Annotated in this window: 12 protein-coding genes, 1 tRNA gene and 1 pseudogene; 10 read left to right on the forward strand and 4 right to left on the reverse strand. The window is 42.9% G+C overall.

The features are described 5' to 3' along the window. Positions 1 to 11: 11 nt before the first annotated feature. From mtgA to ACYIB7_RS06645, 3 genes are read left to right on the forward strand one after another with little or no spacing between them, the layout of a single operon-like run. On the forward strand, positions 12 to 806 hold the full coding sequence (gene mtgA / locus ACYIB7_RS06635; RefSeq protein WP_103984341.1) for a monofunctional biosynthetic peptidoglycan transglycosylase: 795 nt from the start codon (positions 12 to 14) through the stop codon (positions 804 to 806). Next, positions 752 to 1,417: a lipoyl(octanoyl) transferase LipB gene (gene lipB, locus ACYIB7_RS06640; RefSeq protein ID WP_103984342.1), complete on the forward strand. Its 666-nt coding sequence runs from the start codon at positions 752 to 754 to the stop codon at positions 1,415 to 1,417. Before mtgA ends, lipB begins: the two co-directional genes overlap by 55 nt. Beyond that, a complete protein-coding gene (locus tag ACYIB7_RS06645) occupies positions 1,417 to 2,367 on the forward strand; it encodes a tRNA-dihydrouridine synthase family protein (protein WP_103984343.1) in 951 nt (316 codons plus the stop codon). The genes lipB and ACYIB7_RS06645 overlap by 1 nt, the downstream gene beginning before the upstream one ends. 272 nt (positions 2,368 to 2,639) lie before the next feature. Here the strand turns inward: ACYIB7_RS06645 and ACYIB7_RS06650 are convergent, their stop codons facing one another. Then, the gene (locus tag ACYIB7_RS06650) at positions 2,640 to 4,778 is read right to left on the reverse strand and encodes an Lcl domain-containing protein (RefSeq protein WP_480338367.1); all 2,139 of its coding nucleotides are present in this window, start codon (positions 4,776 to 4,778) and stop codon (positions 2,640 to 2,642) included. Positions 4,779 to 5,171: 393 nt separating this feature from the next. Beyond that, on the reverse strand, positions 5,172 to 9,656 hold the full coding sequence (locus tag ACYIB7_RS06655) for a translocation/assembly module TamB domain-containing protein (RefSeq protein ID WP_480338455.1): 4,485 nt from the start codon (positions 9,654 to 9,656) through the stop codon (positions 5,172 to 5,174). 257 nt (positions 9,657 to 9,913) lie between these two features. On the opposite strand from ACYIB7_RS06655, the gene tsaD reads away from it, so the two are divergent. After that, the gene (gene tsaD, locus ACYIB7_RS06660) at positions 9,914 to 10,933 is read left to right on the forward strand and encodes a tRNA (adenosine(37)-N6)-threonylcarbamoyltransferase complex transferase subunit TsaD (protein ID WP_103984454.1); all 1,020 of its coding nucleotides are present in this window, start codon (positions 9,914 to 9,916) and stop codon (positions 10,931 to 10,933) included. 16 nt (positions 10,934 to 10,949) lie between these two features. Beyond that, positions 10,950 to 12,188, forward strand: a complete 1,239-nt coding sequence (locus ACYIB7_RS06665) for a CinA family nicotinamide mononucleotide deamidase-related protein (RefSeq protein ID WP_480338368.1) — start codon at positions 10,950 to 10,952, stop codon at positions 12,186 to 12,188. On the opposite strand, the gene ACYIB7_RS06670 is transcribed toward ACYIB7_RS06665, so the two are convergent. Next, positions 12,185 to 13,918 (reverse strand): SGNH/GDSL hydrolase family protein, encoded by a 1,734-nt coding sequence (locus tag ACYIB7_RS06670; RefSeq protein ID WP_480338369.1) that lies wholly within the window; start codon positions 13,916 to 13,918, stop codon positions 12,185 to 12,187. The two genes, ACYIB7_RS06665 and ACYIB7_RS06670, sit on opposite strands and share 4 nt — an antisense overlap. A 140-nt stretch (positions 13,919 to 14,058) precedes the next feature. Here ACYIB7_RS06670 and ACYIB7_RS06675 point away from each other — a divergent pair. From ACYIB7_RS06675 to ACYIB7_RS06685, 3 genes and pseudogenes are all read left to right on the forward strand, one after another. After that, positions 14,059 to 14,373: pseudogene (locus ACYIB7_RS06675) on the forward strand (pyridoxamine 5'-phosphate oxidase family protein); the annotation flags it as partial. A gap of 90 nt (positions 14,374 to 14,463) precedes the next feature. Next, complete coding sequence (locus ACYIB7_RS06680) at positions 14,464 to 14,733, forward strand: zinc ribbon domain-containing protein (RefSeq protein ID WP_480338456.1); 270 nt, start codon at positions 14,464 to 14,466, stop codon at positions 14,731 to 14,733. Positions 14,734 to 14,772: 39 nt separating this feature from the next. Beyond that, a complete protein-coding gene (locus ACYIB7_RS06685; RefSeq protein ID WP_103984451.1) occupies positions 14,773 to 16,764 on the forward strand; it encodes a glycoside hydrolase family 97 protein in 1,992 nt (663 codons plus the stop codon). A gap of 93 nt (positions 16,765 to 16,857) precedes the next feature. On the opposite strand, the gene ACYIB7_RS06690 is transcribed toward ACYIB7_RS06685, so the two are convergent. Next, positions 16,858 to 18,042, reverse strand: coding sequence for a DUF4272 domain-containing protein (locus tag ACYIB7_RS06690; protein ID WP_480338370.1), 1,185 nt, complete (start codon positions 18,040 to 18,042; stop codon positions 16,858 to 16,860). A gap of 173 nt (positions 18,043 to 18,215) precedes the next feature. Between ACYIB7_RS06690 and ACYIB7_RS06695 the strand changes: the two genes are divergently transcribed. After that, positions 18,216 to 18,290: transfer RNA gene (locus ACYIB7_RS06695), tRNA-Pro, on the forward strand. 128 nt (positions 18,291 to 18,418) lie between these two features. Continuing rightward, positions 18,419 to 19,675, forward strand: coding sequence for a Gfo/Idh/MocA family oxidoreductase (locus tag ACYIB7_RS06700; protein WP_103984449.1), 1,257 nt, complete (start codon positions 18,419 to 18,421; stop codon positions 19,673 to 19,675). Positions 19,676 to 19,739: the final 64 nt, after the last annotated feature.

Consider the following 19,739-nt stretch of genomic DNA (forward strand, 5'->3'; position numbering starts at 1 on the left):
CAAAATCCGACATGCGTATAGTTAAACGAATATTGATATGGTGCCGGAACATTTTGATATTCTTGTTTTTGTCCAGTATATTGGCTGTTGTGGCCTATAAATATATTCCGGTATATTATACACCATTGATGTTTATTCGTTTATATGACCAGTTTCATGACGGAAAGAAGATGAAGTTGGATCATAAGTGGGTTTCTTTATCCGAAATAGCACAACCTTTGGTACAGGCCGTCGTTGCTTCCGAAGACAATTTGTTTCTTGATCATCATGGTTTTGATATTGAACAGATACAAAAGGCGCGCACTGATGCGGAAAAAGGTAAACGGCTGAGAGGGGCAAGTACAATCTCTCAACAGACAGCAAAGAATGTTTTCTTGTGGCCGGGAAAAACGTATATACGTAAAGCCATAGAAGCCTATTTTACCGTACTGATAGAATGGATTTGGGGAAAAGAGAGAATCATGGAGGTTTATCTCAACTCAATTGAAATGGGAGACGGTATTTATGGTGCCGAAGCTGTTGCGCAAGCACATTTTCATAAGAAAGCCTCAAAACTTACGAAAGGTGAGGCAGCTTTGATTGCCGCATCTTTGCCAAATCCCCGTAAATTCAATTCCGGAAAACCTTCTCCTTATATGCTCAAACGGCAAACAAAAATTATGTCCCTTATGGGAAAGTTGCTTAAAATAGAAATGGGCTATGGAGCAGGAGAGCAAAATATAGATACAGGCAAAATTAAAAAAAGAAAAAAATGGAGAGCTTCATCTATCATGACCTGGGACGCATATCCTACGCTGATGCATTAGAATGCCAGACCTCAGCTTTTGAAACCTTGCTGGCTGCCAAAAAAGACGGAGCGGAAGGAGTGAATGAATTATTCTTTTGCGAACATCTTCCTGTGCTGACTATTGGCAAAAGCGGCAAAGATTCTAATCTGCTTGTCACGGAAGATTTGTTGAAGCAGCGCGGAGTCTCTTTCTTCCATATTAACCGCGGAGGAGATATAACCTATCATGGTCCCGGGCAGATAACAGGCTATCCCGTGTTTGATCTGGAATGCTGGGATTTGGGATTGAAACAGTATATTGATCGCCTGGAAGAGATTGTTATCCGTTTTCTGGCATTATACGGAATCAAAGGGGAACGGCTCGATGGTGCTACCGGTGTCTGGATCGATCCGGACGTACCCGGACGTGCCCGGAAGATATGCGCTATCGGGGTAAAGAGCAGCCGTTTTGTTACCATGCATGGTTTTGCCTTGAATATAAATACCGATTTAACATATTTCTCCCTCATTAATCCGTGTGGCTTCAAAGATAAGGGTGTAACATCGCTGGAGAAGGAACTCGGAACTGCGCAAGACTTCGAACTGGCAAAAGCCCGCTTACTTTCACTCTTCAGGGAATTGTTTGTCTGATGGAATATAAAATACATTTTGCTCCTTTGCAGGGATACACCGATAATGTGTACCGTGAAGCACATGCGCAGGTATTCGGGGGAGTGGAGTTTTATTATACGCCTTTTGTCCGTCTTGAGAAAGGCGGATTCAGAAATAAGGAACTCCGGGATATTTTACCTTCCGGTTCCGGCTGTTGCAGAGTTGTTCCCCAGCTTATAGCAGCTACTCCCGAAGAGTTCAGGCAAATCGCTGCTTTGTTTTATGCTAACGGCTACAGGCGGGCAGATATAAACTTGGGCTGCCCTTTTCCGATGCAGGCCCGTTTACACAGAGGTGCAGGTATTTTACCTTTTATAGGTGAAGCAGAAGCGCTACTGAATACGGTAGAAGAATTTCCGCAAATACAGTTCTCTGTTAAACTAAGACTGGGGTGGGAGACGGTGGATGAATCCTGGGTGCTTTTGTCTGTATTGAACCGGCTTCCTTTGGAACATATAACGTTGCATCCGCGATTGGGTGTACAGCAATATAAAGGAAGTGTGGATATGGACGGTTTTACTGCTTTTTACCAGGCGTGCAAACATCCTCTTTTTTATAATGGGGATATTGAAACGTTGGAAGACATACGGGATATAACGTCGCAATTTCCTCTGTTGAAAGGTATAATGTCAGGGCGTGGCTTACTGGCACACCCGTGGCTTGCAGTGGAGTATGAAAAAGGAAAAGAGCTCTCTGCTGTTGAAAGAAAAGAAATGCTGGAAACTTTTCACGCCCGATTATTGACAGGGTATCAGGAACGGTTGGAAGGCGGCGAACATCAGGTTCTGGCAAAACTCAAAACCGTGTGGGATTATTTATTGCCGGAAGCTGATAAGAAGTTACGGAAGAAGATTCTCAAAAGTAATATCCTGGATGTATACTGCCAGTCCGTGAAAGAATTGTTCAGGGCTTATCCTTTTATTGGATAGTTTTAGCTCCCTTGCTATGTAATGGCTATAGCCTGGTTTTAGTTACCGTCCGCTGAAGCGGACGGCCTAAAGTATGTTCTCTTTGTAGGCTTTAGCCTAAGTTCGGTTGCCGTCTACTTTAGTGGACGGATTAAGGGATGTACATTCCTGTTGGCTTTAGCCAAATTTCTTTCCGGTTGGGCTAAAGCCCTTGAAAGAGGAGAATCTACAGCCTCCGTCGGTTAAAACCGACGGCAATTGAAACCAGGCTAAAGCCATATTTTATCCATTGATCAGATATCCCGGACACAGCGAACATAGTAGTTGTAGCTCGTGTAGGCACCGAAACCGCCATCACTGAAGCGCAGTACGCAGCGGTAATTGGCATTACCACCGTAGACCGAACTACTCCAGTAGTAACTGCTGCCGAACGCAGCGAAGCCGGATACGGATTCTAATGCCGCCTTATTCTGATACATGGCGAACAACTCGATCTGAGTAGGAAGACGCCAACCACTACCGAGCTTAGTACATTCTGCCTTAGCTGCACCAGTATCGTAACGATAAGTACCCGAAGGCTGAGTCTTAGACACCTCGATGGAATAAGGAGTACTTATAGTAGCGGTAGAAGAAGTACCCTTATAATCAGAACCGGTTGTGCCTGTAACTGTACCACCATCATAATTGAAAGGAGGAAAACCTGTAAGGCCATTCCCTGTATTTTTATAAGCCGTGGCTACGGCCTGGTTGATGGTGAGTACCGCAGGCAAGTTATCCCGCACACAGCGGACATAGAGGTCGTAGCCCGCGTTGTTGTCACTGAAATTGCCATTGTTGAAGTACAATATGCAGCGTCCGAGGTCATCACCATTGTAGACCGAACTACTCCGATACCACTGGCTGAGGAATGCAGCGAAGCCAGATACGGATTCTAATGCCGCCTTATTCTGATACATAGCGAATAACTCTATTATTGTTGGCATACGCCAACCTGTACCTAATCCTTTACAATAATCAGTAGCAGGCTGATGAGTAGAAGCACTGCCACGTTCTGTTTTCTCAACCTCGAAAGAATAAGGCGTATTTACAGTAGCGGTAGAAGAAACGCCCATATAATCGGAACCCGTTGTACCGGAAGAAGCGCCACCATCGTAATTGAAAGGTGGATAATTAGTTAAATCACTTCCTGTCCAAGTTTTATATGTATTGGCCAACGGTTGATTAACCGATATCCATACAGAAGCGACGCTGTGCCATATCCGGGGATCGTCATTCTTGTAATATAGGTTGCCACTACTATTCGTTACATAGTTTCTAATGAATTCAAGTGAATTGTTTACGTTTACTGTCAGCGTGTAGTTTGTGTGTCGGCGTAGTGAGAAGTCGCTTACATCGCTGCTTTTGCCCATAAAGACGTCGAAGTGGCATGTGTAGGCATCGTCTGTTGCGAGGGTTTTGCTTCCCGTCAGCGTTACCCTCGCAGCATCGGGTGCTTTCAGCCTGTTTCTTTCGGTGGCGTTAGTGGCCGAGTAGCCGGATTGTACGTTTTCTCCTACATACCAGGTTACGGTGTTAGCATTTACGGAGGTGGAGTTCTCCACTCCTGCGGTGTTAGTGTTGTTTCCTGTTCCGTCGTAGTTGTTTTTTGTTCCGAAGCACTTTTTTCCTGCGTTTACGAGTTGGATTCCTGTGCGCGGTATGTTTCCTCCGCCTTGTGAGCTGTAGGGTATGGAGAAGGTCTGATTCACTACCGTTACTTTCGCCAGCGTGCGGTAGAGTTGTACGGATGTCGTTGCGTTTACTCCACCGGCAAATAAGTTCACCGTTGCCGTTCCGGCGTAGGGTACGTCTGCATCCGAACTGATCGTGTTCGTCATCACCAGCGCTTGAAAGGCGGCATAGTTTCCTGTGAAGTTCGCAAAGTTTCCTGTTCCTCCCGTGCTGGCGTAGTTGTTTGTTGCCGCATTGTCGTTTGCTACAATCACCAGTCGGCAACTTGTTGCTGCCGGGTCTGCCACGTTGGTAAAGGTTACGTATGTGTTTGTGTTTGCCGTCATGGTTCCGATGTTGGCTCTGCCGTTGAATGTTCCGTCACTTTTAAAAAGGAGGGCGTAGACGTTCTTCAGCGTTGTTGGCGCTTTGGTCATCGGACTGGAAACAGCAACGCTGTCCGCATCACTCGATACCAGTTCGTAGCAGAAGCCTGCTTGCGCGGCTTCGCTTTCCGGGGCTGCTTCTCGGATCAGCGCTCTCGTCTCCGGTATGGCTTCTACACCGGTTTTGAGTGTAAGTGTCAGGGTGTGTCCTGTGGTGGGGTCTTTTTCCAGTCCGTCGTCGTCGTCGTTGCATGCGGTCAATGCAGGCAGCATTGCCAGCATTATCAGGAAACCGGTCGTAAGGTAGCGGGTTTTGATCGCTTTTGTTTGTTCCATAACTTTGAATTTAAAGAGTTAATATTAGGTTGAAAATTGAGAAATCCGTTCTGTAGAGGCTCTGTAGGTGTACGGAGGTATCACCGGAGCTCCGGCAATGGTTTTGTAGGGGTACGGAGGCTCCGCCGGTGCGTCGGTGATACTTTTGTAGGTGTACGGAGGTTTTCCGTGTGGTACGGACACACGTTTTGGGCAGGCTGCCCTTGCAGCCTGCTATGTTTTGATTGTTTTTTACGTGAAAAAGGTGGGTGGAGGAAAGGTTACGTTTTTTTTGCAAAATTTCCTTCTTCATGAAGAAGGACTGCGGAACATGTATGTTCCGCAGATATATGTCTTATACAAGGAATGTATTTCATCTTGTTTATGAGATGTTGCGGGGGCAAAGATAGGGATTTATTTGATAGAATCTTTCGGGGCGGTGGAGATTGTTGTTGAATCCCGTGGTATGGCAGGAGGGAGCAGACGTTTCCTGCGTTTGAATATTTCGGAAGGACGTGTAAAGTCTTTTTTGAACATGATGCCTACACCTTGCGTGGTAAGGGATTGCTTGAGGTATTGATACATATCATTGGCATGGTTATAGGCTTTTAAACGTATTTCTCCGTTTTTAGTCAGTTTATATTCCAGGTCGAATTCTCCAATGAAAACGTTTTTCTGGTTCGTATTGTAGTAGCTGTTTTTATAGCCGAAGTTGCCGTTAATCAGCAGACGGTTGTCCAGTAGCTGGCTACTGAGCAGCATTTCCATTTCGGTATTTCTATCGTTGAAGCCTTCTTGCCCGGCACGGATATTTGCTCCGATCTGTACTTTGTCGGTGAAACTGTTTAATATGCCGGATAGCTGCGATGATATGGCAGAGGAGGCTACGGCGTTGAATTCGTTGCTCGACCTCGTGTTGGTAGAGTAATCGGGGGTGTAAAACTTATTCAACACAAGTAGGTATACGATCTGTCTTGTCATCATGTCTTCCGTATCAATGAAGCTTCTCATCTGGCGTTCCAGTTCTTCGTTGGAGCCTGGCAATTCCAGGTCGAAAGAAATTGCGGGAGTACGCAACATGCCGTCCAGTTTTAATACGCAGTTTACCGGAACGCTCGGGCGCGGGCTTTCCATAACCAGGCTTTGGTCCAGGTCGGCCAGGTTGGCAGTCAGGTTATAAATGGCATTGATGTTCATATTTGCGTTGAACGGGTCGCCCCGGAAATCAATGCTGCTGCCTTCGCGTATTTTAAAGTCTTTATGTATGATTTGTTGCAGGCTGAAATTGTAGTTGCCGCTTATAATATTCACTCCACCATACATGCGTAAATCGGACTTCGTACCATATTGTATTTGCAGGCTGCCGGATGCGTTCCCTTTGATTTTATCGCCGGCAATAGGATCCATAATCAGTTCTATATTGGCATCGGGTGTGATGTCCAGCAAGAAGTTCATTCGCAGTTCGGCTCCTTCGTCGTTGGCAAACAGAGGGGGCTTTACCGAATCGGTTGACAATACAGTCGTATCTTTCAGCAATTTCTTTTTATCTACAAAAGAGATGAAGTCGTAATCCGTGACCGAGTTGTTGTTCATGAAGTTGAGATATACGGATGTCTTCGGCTCGCTTTGCATATTGATATCGAAGTCTATCAGCTTTTCATTTCCGGCTATGGTTGCTGTTCCGCTTCCGTATACGGTGCCGTAAATCATGGGATTTTGTTTCTCCGGCACATCATACATGAGCATTTTGTTGGCATTGACATTTACTTGGAAGTCGAAATCATGGAAGTGTTTATGATTGAATTTGAGACTCACTTTACTGGTATTGCCAAATTTATCCAGCACTGTTATGTTGCGTAAGTTGACAGATTTTGAATCGAGATGAATAGAGTCAGAAAATGTATAGTATGTATTCAGAAATTCGATACCCAAGCCTGCGTCTTGTATATATGCGTCTCCTTCTACCGAAAGCGCTTTAAACGGGCCGTGCAGGTGGATGTTGCCAAAGGCGCGTCCTTGCAGGTTCTTGATCACCTTGTCTAAAAACGGATGCAGGAATGCTACATTCATGTCGTTTGCATCGAAATGCAGGGATAATCCGTCATTCGGCCCGACAGGAAAGACATAGCCGTTTACATCCGTCCACGTGCTGTCGTTTTTATAAATACTGCCTAACATCAATATCCCTTTCTGGGCATCGTCCCATTCGCTGAACAGATTCAGGCGTCCTAGTTTTACTTGGTTGAATGAGAAATCCTGAACTTCCAGGTCGGTGTTTAACATACGGCTGTTATAAAGGTCGTTGATGTTGAACTTTCCGGTAGCTTTGCCACCGAATTGTAGTACCGGGATATTCAGGATGTCGAATACATAGCTAAGCTCTATCTGCTTTAAATCCAATTTCAGCGTATCGAGAGGCTCATTGGAGACAATACCGTCCAGATGGATATATTCTTGGTCGTGGGAGACATGAAAATTGTGTATGTTTATTTTACCATCCCTGATTGTTATACCTGAAGGAGCTATGTGCCATAACGAATCCGCTATTGTGAGAGGGCTTGGGTTGACCGTAATCTCTGTCCGCAATGTGGGAGAGGCTTTTTCGTTTTCTTCTTCAACGAATAATGCGGAGGCTGACAGGTCGGCTTTAAATAAACGTTTTTTGTTGTTTGCCCATCCTATCAAAGTGTTAAGCCGGTTTTCTTTCGCATCCGCTTTCAAGTCCAGATAATTGCGTAAGCCTTTAGCATTGTAATTGATCGCCTTGAGTTGAAGGTCTACTTTATCTTCCGGATTTTCGCAAGTAAGATAGCCGGATTCGAACATGGATTTACCAATTTTGAATTTGGGCAGGAATGCTTCTATTCTGAACTTATTGTATATGTTATTATAGTGTCCTATGATACGGCTTGGGGTTTGCACCGTAAAAGGCAATTTTAATGTTTGCGATAAAGCTTCCGTATTTTCGATTGTGAGCAATAAGGAAAAGTTGTTTTCCTGTGTCTTCTGTTTTTTTTGTGTCACGTTTATTAATGCGGGAATATAGCCTTTGAACGTATTCATGAAGCTGGGCACGATTGTTTTAAACGAGTATGCCCCGGCTATTTCTCCGTTCAGGATATCCGATTTAATACTCAACAAACGGTCGTCCGAATGGCCGGAGGCCGTTACTTCCAGTTTCTTTAAGTAGAAACTGCTGGGGGCTGTTTTAAATGATACATTGTCTATTGTAAAACTACCTTCGATGTTATCTATATTGTCTCCGGTGAAATCGGCATTCATGGACAGTGATATTTCCGGATTTTCATATTTGTCGGTTAAGTGTAAGTTATCCGGCTTGAAGTGTTGCAGGTCTGCCGTGAAGTTGAATATTGAGTTTTTGCCCTGGTGTTTAAATATTCCTTCGGCGTAAAGCGTACCATTCGGATCATTTATTTCAAGCGAGCCATTAAAACCATTCTTCTGGAATTTGCCGGCAAGCTGGATATTTTCGTATTTGTATTTCTTGTAATCGAGTTCATTGATTTTTGCTTTGATAGAACCCGAAAATGATCCGTTAACCGGACGGCTGGCATCCAGGCTGATGTCAAAACGCGTGTTACCGTACGGGTTTTCTTCATTGAAGAGCTCATTTATGTGCAATTCGGAAGAAGCAATGTGGCCTTTCAGGTAGGCAGCTATATTTTTTTCTTTGTTGCTGCCGAAAATAAGGTCGGTTTGTATGGAGCCTATTGCCGAGGAAAGTTTACCGAAAGCCACCAGGTTGTCGAAGAATCCCGATATTTCTCCGGTAAAGTTAATAGTTCCCAGATTCACGATAGGAGCGGGTAAAATTATCTGCTGTTTACTGAAATTATTTACCAGCCCCGATAATCCTTCTGTAGTGATATACATTTTATTGACCTGCCCGAATACATAAGCCTCTTCAGGATGGGTAATGTTTTTCAGTTCCATCTTCCCGATAAAAAGCATTTTGTCGCTATACTTCAGTGTCAGGCGTTTCAGGTCGATATTATTGATATAGCCGGATGCCTCGGCTGATAATTCGATTGTATCCGTAAAGTTCCTGAAGGCCGGAACGAAAGGTGACAAATCTTTCAGGCATATCTGGGAAGGGGCAATATTCAGGTTTAAAGGAGCATTGTTTATGAGTTGCGAAATGCTGTCTACGGTGGCAAGATCAATGGTTGCCCGGTCTATTTTCAGGTCTGTTTGAGGGAGTTTTATTTCGAAGTTGTTGATAAACGCACTATCCCTGTTCCCAACAATGTTCAAGGATAATTTGTCCAGATAGAAACCGGATGATTCGTCAAAGCTCATTTTTTTAATGTTTGCATTCAGACTGTCTTTGTTGAATGCTTTTAATGAGATTTTTGCACTCAGGTTCCGGATATTTACATGTTTTGGATTGAACTTACCAGGTGTAGTGTCTTCACTGGCTATATTGTAACTGAAATTTCCCCGTTTTATCAGGATGGAATTAAAGCGAAGGTCTATGTTTTTATCTTTCTTAGCCGTGTCTTTGCTGGCGAAAGCATCTATTACAAATTGGAGGTTGAGCTTGTCAGAAGGTGTTTTCTTGGACAGGTTTACCGAAAATCCGAATAAGCGCACAGTTGTAAAGACGAAACGTCCTTCAACTAAAGGTAATACTTCAAACCCTGCTGCCACGTGGTTCGCTTCGAATAAAACTTTGCCTTCCTGGTCTTCCAGGTACAGGTTTTCCAGCACCAAACGGTTGAACCATTCGATGTCTACCTTTCCTATCTTTACAGGAACACCCAGCAGTGCCGATAATTCACTGGTTGCAGTTGCCGATAGCTTTTTCTGAATGAAAGGAACGCTCACCAAAATAGCCGGAACCGCATAGAATATCCAGAATAAAGTAAGCAGGGTAATGATTATGTATTTAAGCCCTCTGATATCGTTTCTGTTTTTCGGGAACAAATTTACATAAATTCTTTGACTCTCCACTTCCTTCGGGAAACTTGATTATTACTTTTTTCGGTTTCTTTTAAAGGAAAAATCAGTTTCATTAGGACGAAACCTATAGAAACATCTCGTTTTTTGAGACAGGCGTCTGATGTTCAATATGTGTTAAACTGTTTGTCTGCTCCGAATGCTTTTCGTTAATTTGCAGAAAAAAGAAGAAGATAATGAGTGTAACGATATTAGGGATAGAATCTTCTTGTGATGATACTTCCTCTTCCGTAATCCGCGACGGTGTGATGCTGTCAAATGTAATTGCCAGTCAGGCTGTACACGAAGCCTATGGCGGAGTTGTTCCCGAATTGGCATCCCGTGCCCATCAGCAAAATATTATTCCGGTAGTGGCTGAAGCGATTAAACGTGCCGGTATCGATAAGTCCGAACTGAGTGCTATTGCATTTACACGTGGACCTGGGTTGATGGGGTCTTTGCTGGTTGGAACTTCTTTTGCCAAAGGATTGGCTACTTCACTGGATATTCCGATGATAGAGATAAACCATTTGCAGGCACACGTATTGGCTCATTTTATAAAAGAGACACCGGATGACGATCATGCTCCTTCTTTCCCTTTCTTATGTTTACTGGTTTCAGGCGGTAACTCGCAAATTATTAAGGTGAACGCTTATAACGACATGGAGGTGATAGGGCAGACAATAGATGATGCTGCCGGAGAAGCTTTCGATAAATGTGCAAAGGTGATGGGGCTGGGCTATCCTGGCGGACCGGTAGTAAACCGGTTGGCTAACGAGGGTAATCCGGATGCTTTTCAGTTTAGCAAACCGCATATTCCGGGATATGATTATAGTTTCAGTGGTTTGAAGACTTCGTTTTTATATACACTGCGCGATAGGTTGCAGGAAGATCCGGACTTTATCGAAAATAACAAGAAAGATTTATGTGCATCGTTGCAAGCTACTGTTATCGATATTTTAATGAATAAATTGCGTAAGGCGGCAAAAGACCTGCACATAAATGAAGTGGCCGTTGCTGGTGGCGTGTCGGCAAACTCAGGGCTCCGTGATGCTTTTCTTGATCATGCTAAACGGTATGGCTGGAAGGTGCATATTCCTAAATTTGCTTTTACAACAGATAATGCTGCCATGGTAGCTATTACCGGATATTATAAGTATTTGGATAAAGATTTCTGTCCGATGGCTGCCGCTCCGTTTTCGAGGGTGCTAATCTGATAAATGGAATAATGAGATGAATGTAGAGATAATAACAATAGGTGATGAGTTGCTTATTGGCCAGGTGATTGATACGAATTCGGCCTGGATGGGCCGGGAATTGGGTGATGAAGGTTTCCATGTTGTATGGCGTACTACGGTTGGGGATGAAGAACAAGATATGCTGGATGCTTTTGATGCTGCTATGCACAGGGCACAGATCGTACTTGTGACCGGTGGTATCGGTCCTACTAAAGATGATATTACCAAGAAGACGCTTTGTAAATACTTTGATAGCGATATGCACTTTTCAGACGAAGTGTATAAAAATATAGAAAGTATTTTTTGCCGGACCGGGCGTACAATGAATGAACTTACCCGTAGCCAGGCAATGGTTCCTGATAAATGTACCGTAATCCAGAATCAGGCAGGTACGGCTCCGTGTACCTGGTTTGAAAGGGATGGTGGCAGGGTACTGGTTTCCATGCCGGGTGTTCCTTATGAGATGAAATGGTTAATGACGAATGAAGTTATTCCCCGTTTGAAAAATAAATATCGCCGTGATCTGTTTATCAAGCATCAGACTTGTTGGGTGACCGGTTATTCGGAATCGGCTCTGGCAATTAAACTGGCCGATTTTGAAAATGCATTACCTTCATTTATTAAACTGGCCTATCTTCCTCAACCCGGAATTATCCGTCTTCGTCTTTCAGCCTACGCATCCGCAGAAGAAGATGCGGAACAGGTTATATCCGAACAGAAAAATAAATTGCATGCCTTATTGGAAGGAAGTATTCTGGTGGAAGAAGACAAACCGTTGGAAGAATTGGTAGGGGAGAAGTTACGCTCTTTGCATTTAATGATGGGAACGGCCGAAAGTTGTACCGGAGGACGTATTGCAGGAATGATTACCTCTGTGGCCGGTAGCTCTGAATATTTTTCAGGCAGTGTGGTGTCTTATTGTAATGAGGTAAAACATAATGTGCTCGGAGTCTCCGAAGATGATTTGAAGCAATATGGAGCAGTGAGCCAGCCTGTTGTGGAACAGATGGCTATGGGAGCTATTCGGGTTTTAGGTTGTGACTGTGCGGTTGCTACATCAGGCATTGCCGGACCCGGGGGTGGAACACCTGATAAGCCTGTAGGTACAGTTTGGATTGCAGCCGCTTATAAGGATAAAGTGGTGTCGGAATGTTATCATTTTGGGGCTATTCGTGAACAAAATATCCAACGTTCTGCTAACACTGCACTGTTGATGTTGCTGAATCTACTTTAAAATGAAGCGATGGCCGGCGCAATGAGCCGGTATCCTTCTTCATTTGGGTGTACCCCATCGCTGAATAGGGATTCGTCTATTTTGCCATCTTTTCCAAGAAGAGCTACACCGGCATCAATATAAATACAGCTTTCTTTATCGACCATTTTATTAATTTGTTCGTTAAGTTGTTTGATCCGTGCTTCGCGATCTTTTCGCGGGAGAATGCCTACAACTTTGATAGCTGCCTTTGGTTGGCGCTCGCGAATGGCCGACAGGAGAAAACGAAGGCCTTCGATAATATCATTGTCGCTGTTTATGTCCACGTTGTTGGTCCCTATCATTAATACAATCTTTTGGGCTTCGAATCCGCTTAATTCGTCGTGGTAAATACGCCAAAGAACATTCTCGATACGGTCGAAACCAAATCCCATATTGTGAAAACCTTCTTTCCGCATCACTTTGTTCCAGCTATCTGTGCCGTTCCGGCGTGGCCCGATAGGCTCTCCTCCCCAAAAATGGGTAATTGAATTTCCTAATATAACGGCTTTGGGTGTTTCTTTTTGGCTTAAAGCCAGAATATCCTGATGGCGTGCCTGCCATTCGTAATTGTGCGGCTCTCTGCGTTGGGTTACGGGTGTAGTGGTAGATAACTTGCCAACAGGTAGTTTTAATATTTCACGTACTTTCTTTTCAATGGCGCGACTTTGTGCTTCCATTCCATAATCGGAGGGATGTACATAATCTACCCATCCATCGGATGGCAGATCGAGTTCGTCATGCGAAAGATAAAAAATGTCTTTTACGCCTTCCTTTATCAGTTGATCAAATGCTTTGTGCTGGCTTATGTTTTTTTGCGTATAAGCATTAAACATGCTACTGTCTGTGTCTGCATTACTACATCCTGCATGATCGATTAACAGGATAGGGGTATTTCTTGTTTCTCGTATCTGATGTACGGCATCACATACCAACCGGATTATTTCCGGTTCTGTTTTTCCATATATATTGGGCAGGCAATCCAGAATATAGAGACGGGCATCTATTTCGGTAATGAGTTGCAAAACACCTTGTTCAAGACGGCCATTGCCTGAAAAGCCTAGATTAATCAACGGATATTCCAGAGACCGCTGCATGATGGTACTCCATGCCATTGCCGGACGTGAGGCGCATGCCCCCTGGGAAACGGATGTTCCGTACAGAACAATAGGTTTCTCCTGAAAAACAGGAATGAATGTCAATTCGCAGCTATCGGGTACACCTATTTCCATCCATTGTACACTATTATACAGTGGAAGATACAAACTATACTCATATCCATGGGAATGAAGCGGACTCTTTTCTGTGATATTGTAAAAATACTGGATTGTGTCGCCGAAAGAATATCCGCCGTAACAGAAATGGCTTTTCCCGTTTTCGTCTTTACAATACATATCTACACCTGATACACCGGTAGATGGCATGTGAGGCATGTTTAACGGACCGCTTACCGTGTAGCGGACTTTTATCCGGGGTGCATTACTGTAGAAATGAATGGAGAGGCCCGACGAGTTGCGCGACAATTCCCATACTATCGGTCTGACGGCTTGTTCAGCCCGGTTGGGAAGTCTTACATATGTTTTTCCTATTTCATTTGTCCAGCCTTGATTCTGAATAACCGGAATATCTGTTTTCTGCGGATTATACCAGCGCCATTGTGCATTTGCCAGAGAAAATGTGAAGCAAAATAGTAATAGATAGAGTGGTCTCATGTGTGTGATAGATAAAATAGAACATTTGTTTCTGAATAAGGGCAAAGATAAGAAATTAATAACTGCGAAAAAATATCAACAGGTACTTTTCAACTATAAGAAGTTATGACTAGATTTGCGTATAATTAAAATAATAGAAAATGGAATCAATACAGGAAAAAGCTGCTGCAATAGTAGCCAATGCACAAATTATTACATTGGCATCTATTGATGAGAATGGTTATCCGCGACCGGTTGCAATGGTAAAAATCAAGGATGAGAAAGGAGATATTTATGTATCTACCGGAACAAGTTCGGCAAAGACGGCTCATTTCAAAGCTAATCCTAAAGCCGGAATGTCTATTGTAGAGGGTGGCAATAGTATTGTTTACACTGGTGAGGTGGAAATTGTAACTGACGAAGCGCTGAAACATACTCTTTGGGGAGACTGGATGCTGGAACATTTTCCGGGAGGTGTGAATGATCCTGAATATTGCGTATTGAAGTTTATTCCGGAATCCGCCACTTATTGGATTGATAATGTATTTGTAAAAGACGGAAAATATATGAATCTTTTCTGCCAGAGTTGTGGTATGCCAATGCAAACATCTGAATTATTCGGAACAAATAAAGACGGTTCGGTGAATCAGGAGTATTGTTGTTATTGCTACAAGGATGAGGGATTTACTCAGGATTGTACAATGGACGGGATGATTGAACATTGCGTTAAATATCTTGACGAGTTTAACGGAGCCTGTAATACTCAATTCTCGAAAGAAGAAGCGATTGCACAGATGAAAGAGTTTTTCCCAAAACTCAAACGGTGGAAGAAGTAAACAACAGATTGAGATGTAAATATTTAATACCATAATACCATGAATGTAAAAGCATTATTGTTTTTCTGTGTTCTTTTGGGAAGTATGCCTGCAATGGCCCAAAAGAATTATAATCTGCAATCGCCGGATAAAGTATTGCAGGCGCAGATCACGGTTGGCGATGATATTCAATTTTCGTTAACTCATGACGGGAGTGAGGTTTTGGCTCCATCCAGTATTTCTATGACATTACAGGATGGGGAAGTATTGGGAGCTAAACCTAAAGTGTTAAAAGTGGTGAAGGCTTCGGTTGATAAGGAGATACTTTCTCCTTTTTACAAGAAATCCGTAGTAAAGGATGAATATAACGAAGCTGCCATTTCCTTTGCGGGTAATTACAGTATTGTATTCCGCTTGTATAACGAAGGATTGGCATATCGTTTTGTAACAAAAAAGAAAGGTGATATTATTGTGGTAGGAGAGGAAGCTGAATATAACTTTTCTAAAGACCATAAAACGTTTGCCGCTTATGTAAACAATAAGGCTGAAACATTTGAGAAGCAATATTTTAATTCATTTGAGCAACCTTATGTAAACGAATCTATTACTAAGCTGAACAACCAGCGTTTAATGATACTTCCTTTTTTGGTGGAATTGGATAATGGTAAGAAAGTTTGTATTACAGAAGCCGACCTTGAAGAATTTCCCGGAATGTTTCTGAATAACTCAGCAGATAAGCCATGTTTGAAAGCAATACATGCTCCTTATCCTAAAATAGAAGAACAAGGCGGACATAACCGTTTGCAGATGCTTGTCAAAGAACGTGAGAATTTTATTGCGAAGACAAAAGGTACGCGTTCTTTCCCTTGGCGTGTGTTTACTGTATCTGCAGATGATAAAGAACTGGCCGATTGTGATATGGTATATCGTCTGGCTTCCCCTTCCAAAGTGAGTGATATTTCGTGGATCAAACCCGGAAAAGTCGCTTGGGACTGGTGGAATGACTGGAATCTATATGGTGTCGATTTTCGTGCTGGGATAAACAACGAAACCTATAAATATTATATAGATTTTGCTTCGGCTCATGGTATCGAGTATGTTATATTGGATGAAGGTTGGGCAGTGAATCTGCAGGCAGATATGTTGCAGGTGATTCCTGAAATCAATTTGCAAGAATTGGTAGATTATGGAAAAGCAAAGAATGTAGGTATTATTTTGTGGGCTGGTTATTGGGCTTTTGCGCGTGATATGGAAAATGTGGTCAAGCATTATGCAGATATGGGTGTGAAAGGATTTAAGATAGATTTTCTGGATCGTGATGACCAGAAGATGGTTGAGTTTGTCTACAAAGCAGCTAAAGTATGTGCCGAAAATAAGATGCTTGTGGATTTTCATGGTGTATTTAAACCGACCGGATTACAGCGTACATATCCGAATGTGCTGAATTATGAAGGTGTAAACGGTTTGGAGCAATTGAAATGGTCGCCCGAATCGTATGATATGGTTACGTATGATGTCACAATTCCGTATATTCGTATGATGGCTGGTCCGATGGATTACACACAGGGAGCTATGCGTAATGCATCCCGTTGGAATTATCGTCCGGTTAATTCTGAGCCTATGAGTCAGGGAACACGTTGCCGCCAGTTGGCTACTTATGTGATATTTGAATCGCCGTTTAATATGCTTTGTGATAATCCATCTAACTATATGCGCGAAAAAGAATGCACGGAGTTTATTGTCAATGTTCCCACTGTATGGGATGAAACTGTTTCTTTGGATGGCAAAGTAGCCGAATATATCGCTATGGCGCGTAAGTATGGTGATGATTGGTATGTTGGTGCTTTGACAAACTGGGAACCGCGGGAGTTGACTCTTGATCTTTCTTTCTTGGGCGAAGGCAATTATAAAATAGAATTATTTAAGGATGGTATCAATGCCGATCGTGCGGCTTGTGATTATAAAAAGGAAGTTCTTTCTGTTCCGGCTGATCGCAAGTTGAATATAAAAATGGCTCCCGGCGGTGGTTATGCTGCCCGTATTTATAAATAATGAAATGTAGAATTGGTGTTTCGGGAATTCATCCCGGCCATTTATAAAAAAGATCCCGATGATTTAGTCAAATCATCGGGATCTTTTTTCATATTATGTATTAGGTTGTATGTCGTCCCATTCTGCTTGATTATTGGCACCTGTTAGCCAGTTGAATACATAGTGGCGTTCTTGTACAACTCCGCTTTCCAGAGATGCCGGTGTTTCTTTCCCGTGTATTCTGGCATCTACACAAGCCCAATTATAGCGGAGAATCAGGTCGGCTTCATCTAATATTTCGTCTTTTCCCCGCATCTGGATTTTCTCTTGTAAAGAATCCAGAGTGTGGTTCCATAAAATAGAAGCGATTCCGCGAACGTCGCATATTTCGTCTGGGTAATTTAATTTATCCAGCCCTAATGCCCAAAGCAATACAGTACAACATTCGTATCTCCAGACAAACTGGACGCATTCGTTTTTTTCGGGAGATTCGTTGTCAATATAAGCTGTTTCGGCAGGTGAAAGGGAAATAGGGTATCGTTTTTTCACTTCGTCTATATATTCCAATGCATTTTCGCGGCTTCCTTCTTCTGATAACATAACTTCGGAATAAACAGAAACTGCAAACAGGGATGCGAGACGTTTCAATATTTCTTCCGGCATGCGTATTTGAGCTTCTGCTTCTGTTATGGAACTGCGTAAATGTGAAGCATAAGGTATGCCTTTTTCTTTTAACTTTTCAATAGAGTGTCGTTGCCTGGCTTTATCGGCTTCGGTGTCTTCCGGTCGGTTGGTATCCAGATAGTCGGCATTTGCAATGGGTGAAAATTTTTCCAACTCTGTTTCGCCTTTTATGGAAAAGACCAGTTCGCCTGTTCCGTTGTATATTTCCATAGCCGGGAAAAGTAGGAACCCTTTTATCTCATTTGCTATAGCAAACATTGTGTTAATAATGTAATTGGTACGATTCTGATCTTCGTTTTCTTCGAAAGTGATTCCTGTTATGGAATTAAAATATTGAATCTGGTATATGATATTCTTTTTTATGTCTTCATGCTTGGTCTCAGCTTGCGCGAAGTAATTTGCCATACCTGTTTGATGATTGCTTACAAATTGGGGATTGGTGTTGCTGTGATTGAAAAAGAATGTCATTTCGGTATCGTCCTGTAGTATCAAGGTTAGTTGTTTGTCTTTTTCGTCATACTCTTTAGCTACAGGATTGAAATGTTTTTTGATAGCTTCCGGGATGCGGGCTTGGTTGCCAATTACCGTATATAATGTGATATTTCTTTTTTCCATGACAATATAAATTTAGGGTAAATGATTAATGGAAGCAAGATACGTTTGAAATATGGAAAAAGGAAGATGTTGTAATTTTTTTTACAAAAAAGTTGTCCAAAGTTTGGAGTTTAAAAAATAAAGCCTACCTTTGCACCGCAATCAGAAATAAACAACGTTCCTGATTCGCAGAACGGGGTGTAGCGCAGTCCGGTTAGCGCACCTGCTTTGGGAGCAGGGGGTCCCAGGTTCGAATCCTGGTACCCCGACATAGAAGATCAGATAGCTTTTATTAGCTGTCTGGTCTTTTTTTATACCCTCAGGTTTTCGATGTAATTTCTTTTTATTTTGTAAATTTGTAACCGGTTTAGAACAATGTGCCTTTTATCAATAATGTATGAAAACGAATAGAAGAGAATTTCTCAAGACTCTTGGAGGGGTGGCTGCTTTTACCATTGTGCCACGTCACGTGTTAGGAAGGGGGTTTATTGCCCCAAGTGATCAATTAACAAAAGGAATTATAGGAACAGGAGGCATGGGGTGTGGCCATGTAAACTATGCGGGGACACGTTTGGTTGCTGTTTGTGATGTAGACAAAAACCACTTGGAGCAGGGTAGGCGGCTGGTGAATGAAAAGATAGCGGCTTATCATGATTTCCGTGATTTGATTTTAGATCCGAATGTAGACATAGTCCATATTGCTACCCCGCCTCATTGGCATGGAATTATGTCTGTTGAAGCAGCGAAAGCGGGAAAAGATATCTGGTGTGAAAAGCCGATGACCCGTACTATTGGAGAAGGAAAACGGGTCATGGAGGCTATAAAACAGAATGGGCGTATGTTCAGATTAAATACCAGATACCGTTTTTCTGACTCATTTTATGGATTAGGAACTCCTATAAGACCATTAAAGAAGTTGGTTCAAAGTGGTATGTTGGGTTGGCCGTTGAAGGTGACCATTAGTAAACACACCGGCTTCGATTGGAAATTTTTCTGGGTAGGGAAAGAATATCTCGAACCGCAACCAATACCAAAGGAACTGGATTACGACTTCTGGCTGGGGCCGGCTCCATATAAGCCATATAATGCTCATCGCGTACATCAAACTTTTCGCGGCTATTGGGATTATGATGGAGGAGGTCTGGGAGATATGGGGCAGCATTATATTGATCCTGTTCAATATCTTTTGGGTAAAGATGAAACCAGTCCTGTGAAGGTGGAAGTAGATGCTCCGCAGCAACACCCTGATGCAGTAGGTGTATGGCGCTCTATCACTTATACATATGATGATGGTTGTCAGATCGTACTTTGGGGTGAAGATTTCGGTGATCCTAAAACACCTTATGTATCAGGTCCGAAAGGCAACGTGTATAAGAATTTTGTATGTGATATTCCGAATTGGGAGAAAAAGCTGGCCGATTATCCTGAGCCGGAACCTCAGGTGACAGACTTCCTGGAAAGTGTGAAGACCCGTCAACCATTTGCATTGAACGAGCGAAATGGTTTTCGTTCGGCGACAATTGTCAACTTGGGAACAATTGCTCTCCGCTTGAACCGTACTTTGAATTTTGATCCCGTAAAACTGGAGTTTATTGACGATGAGGCAGCGAATCGCCTGATCAATCAGCCGATGCGTGCTCCGTGGAATATCTGATCCTTTTGGATAATACTTGAAATATTTTAGCTATCACAGAAAGGATATTCCTGCTGTGATAGCT

This window comes from Parabacteroides sp. KHUB-03 (assembly GCF_056640975.1).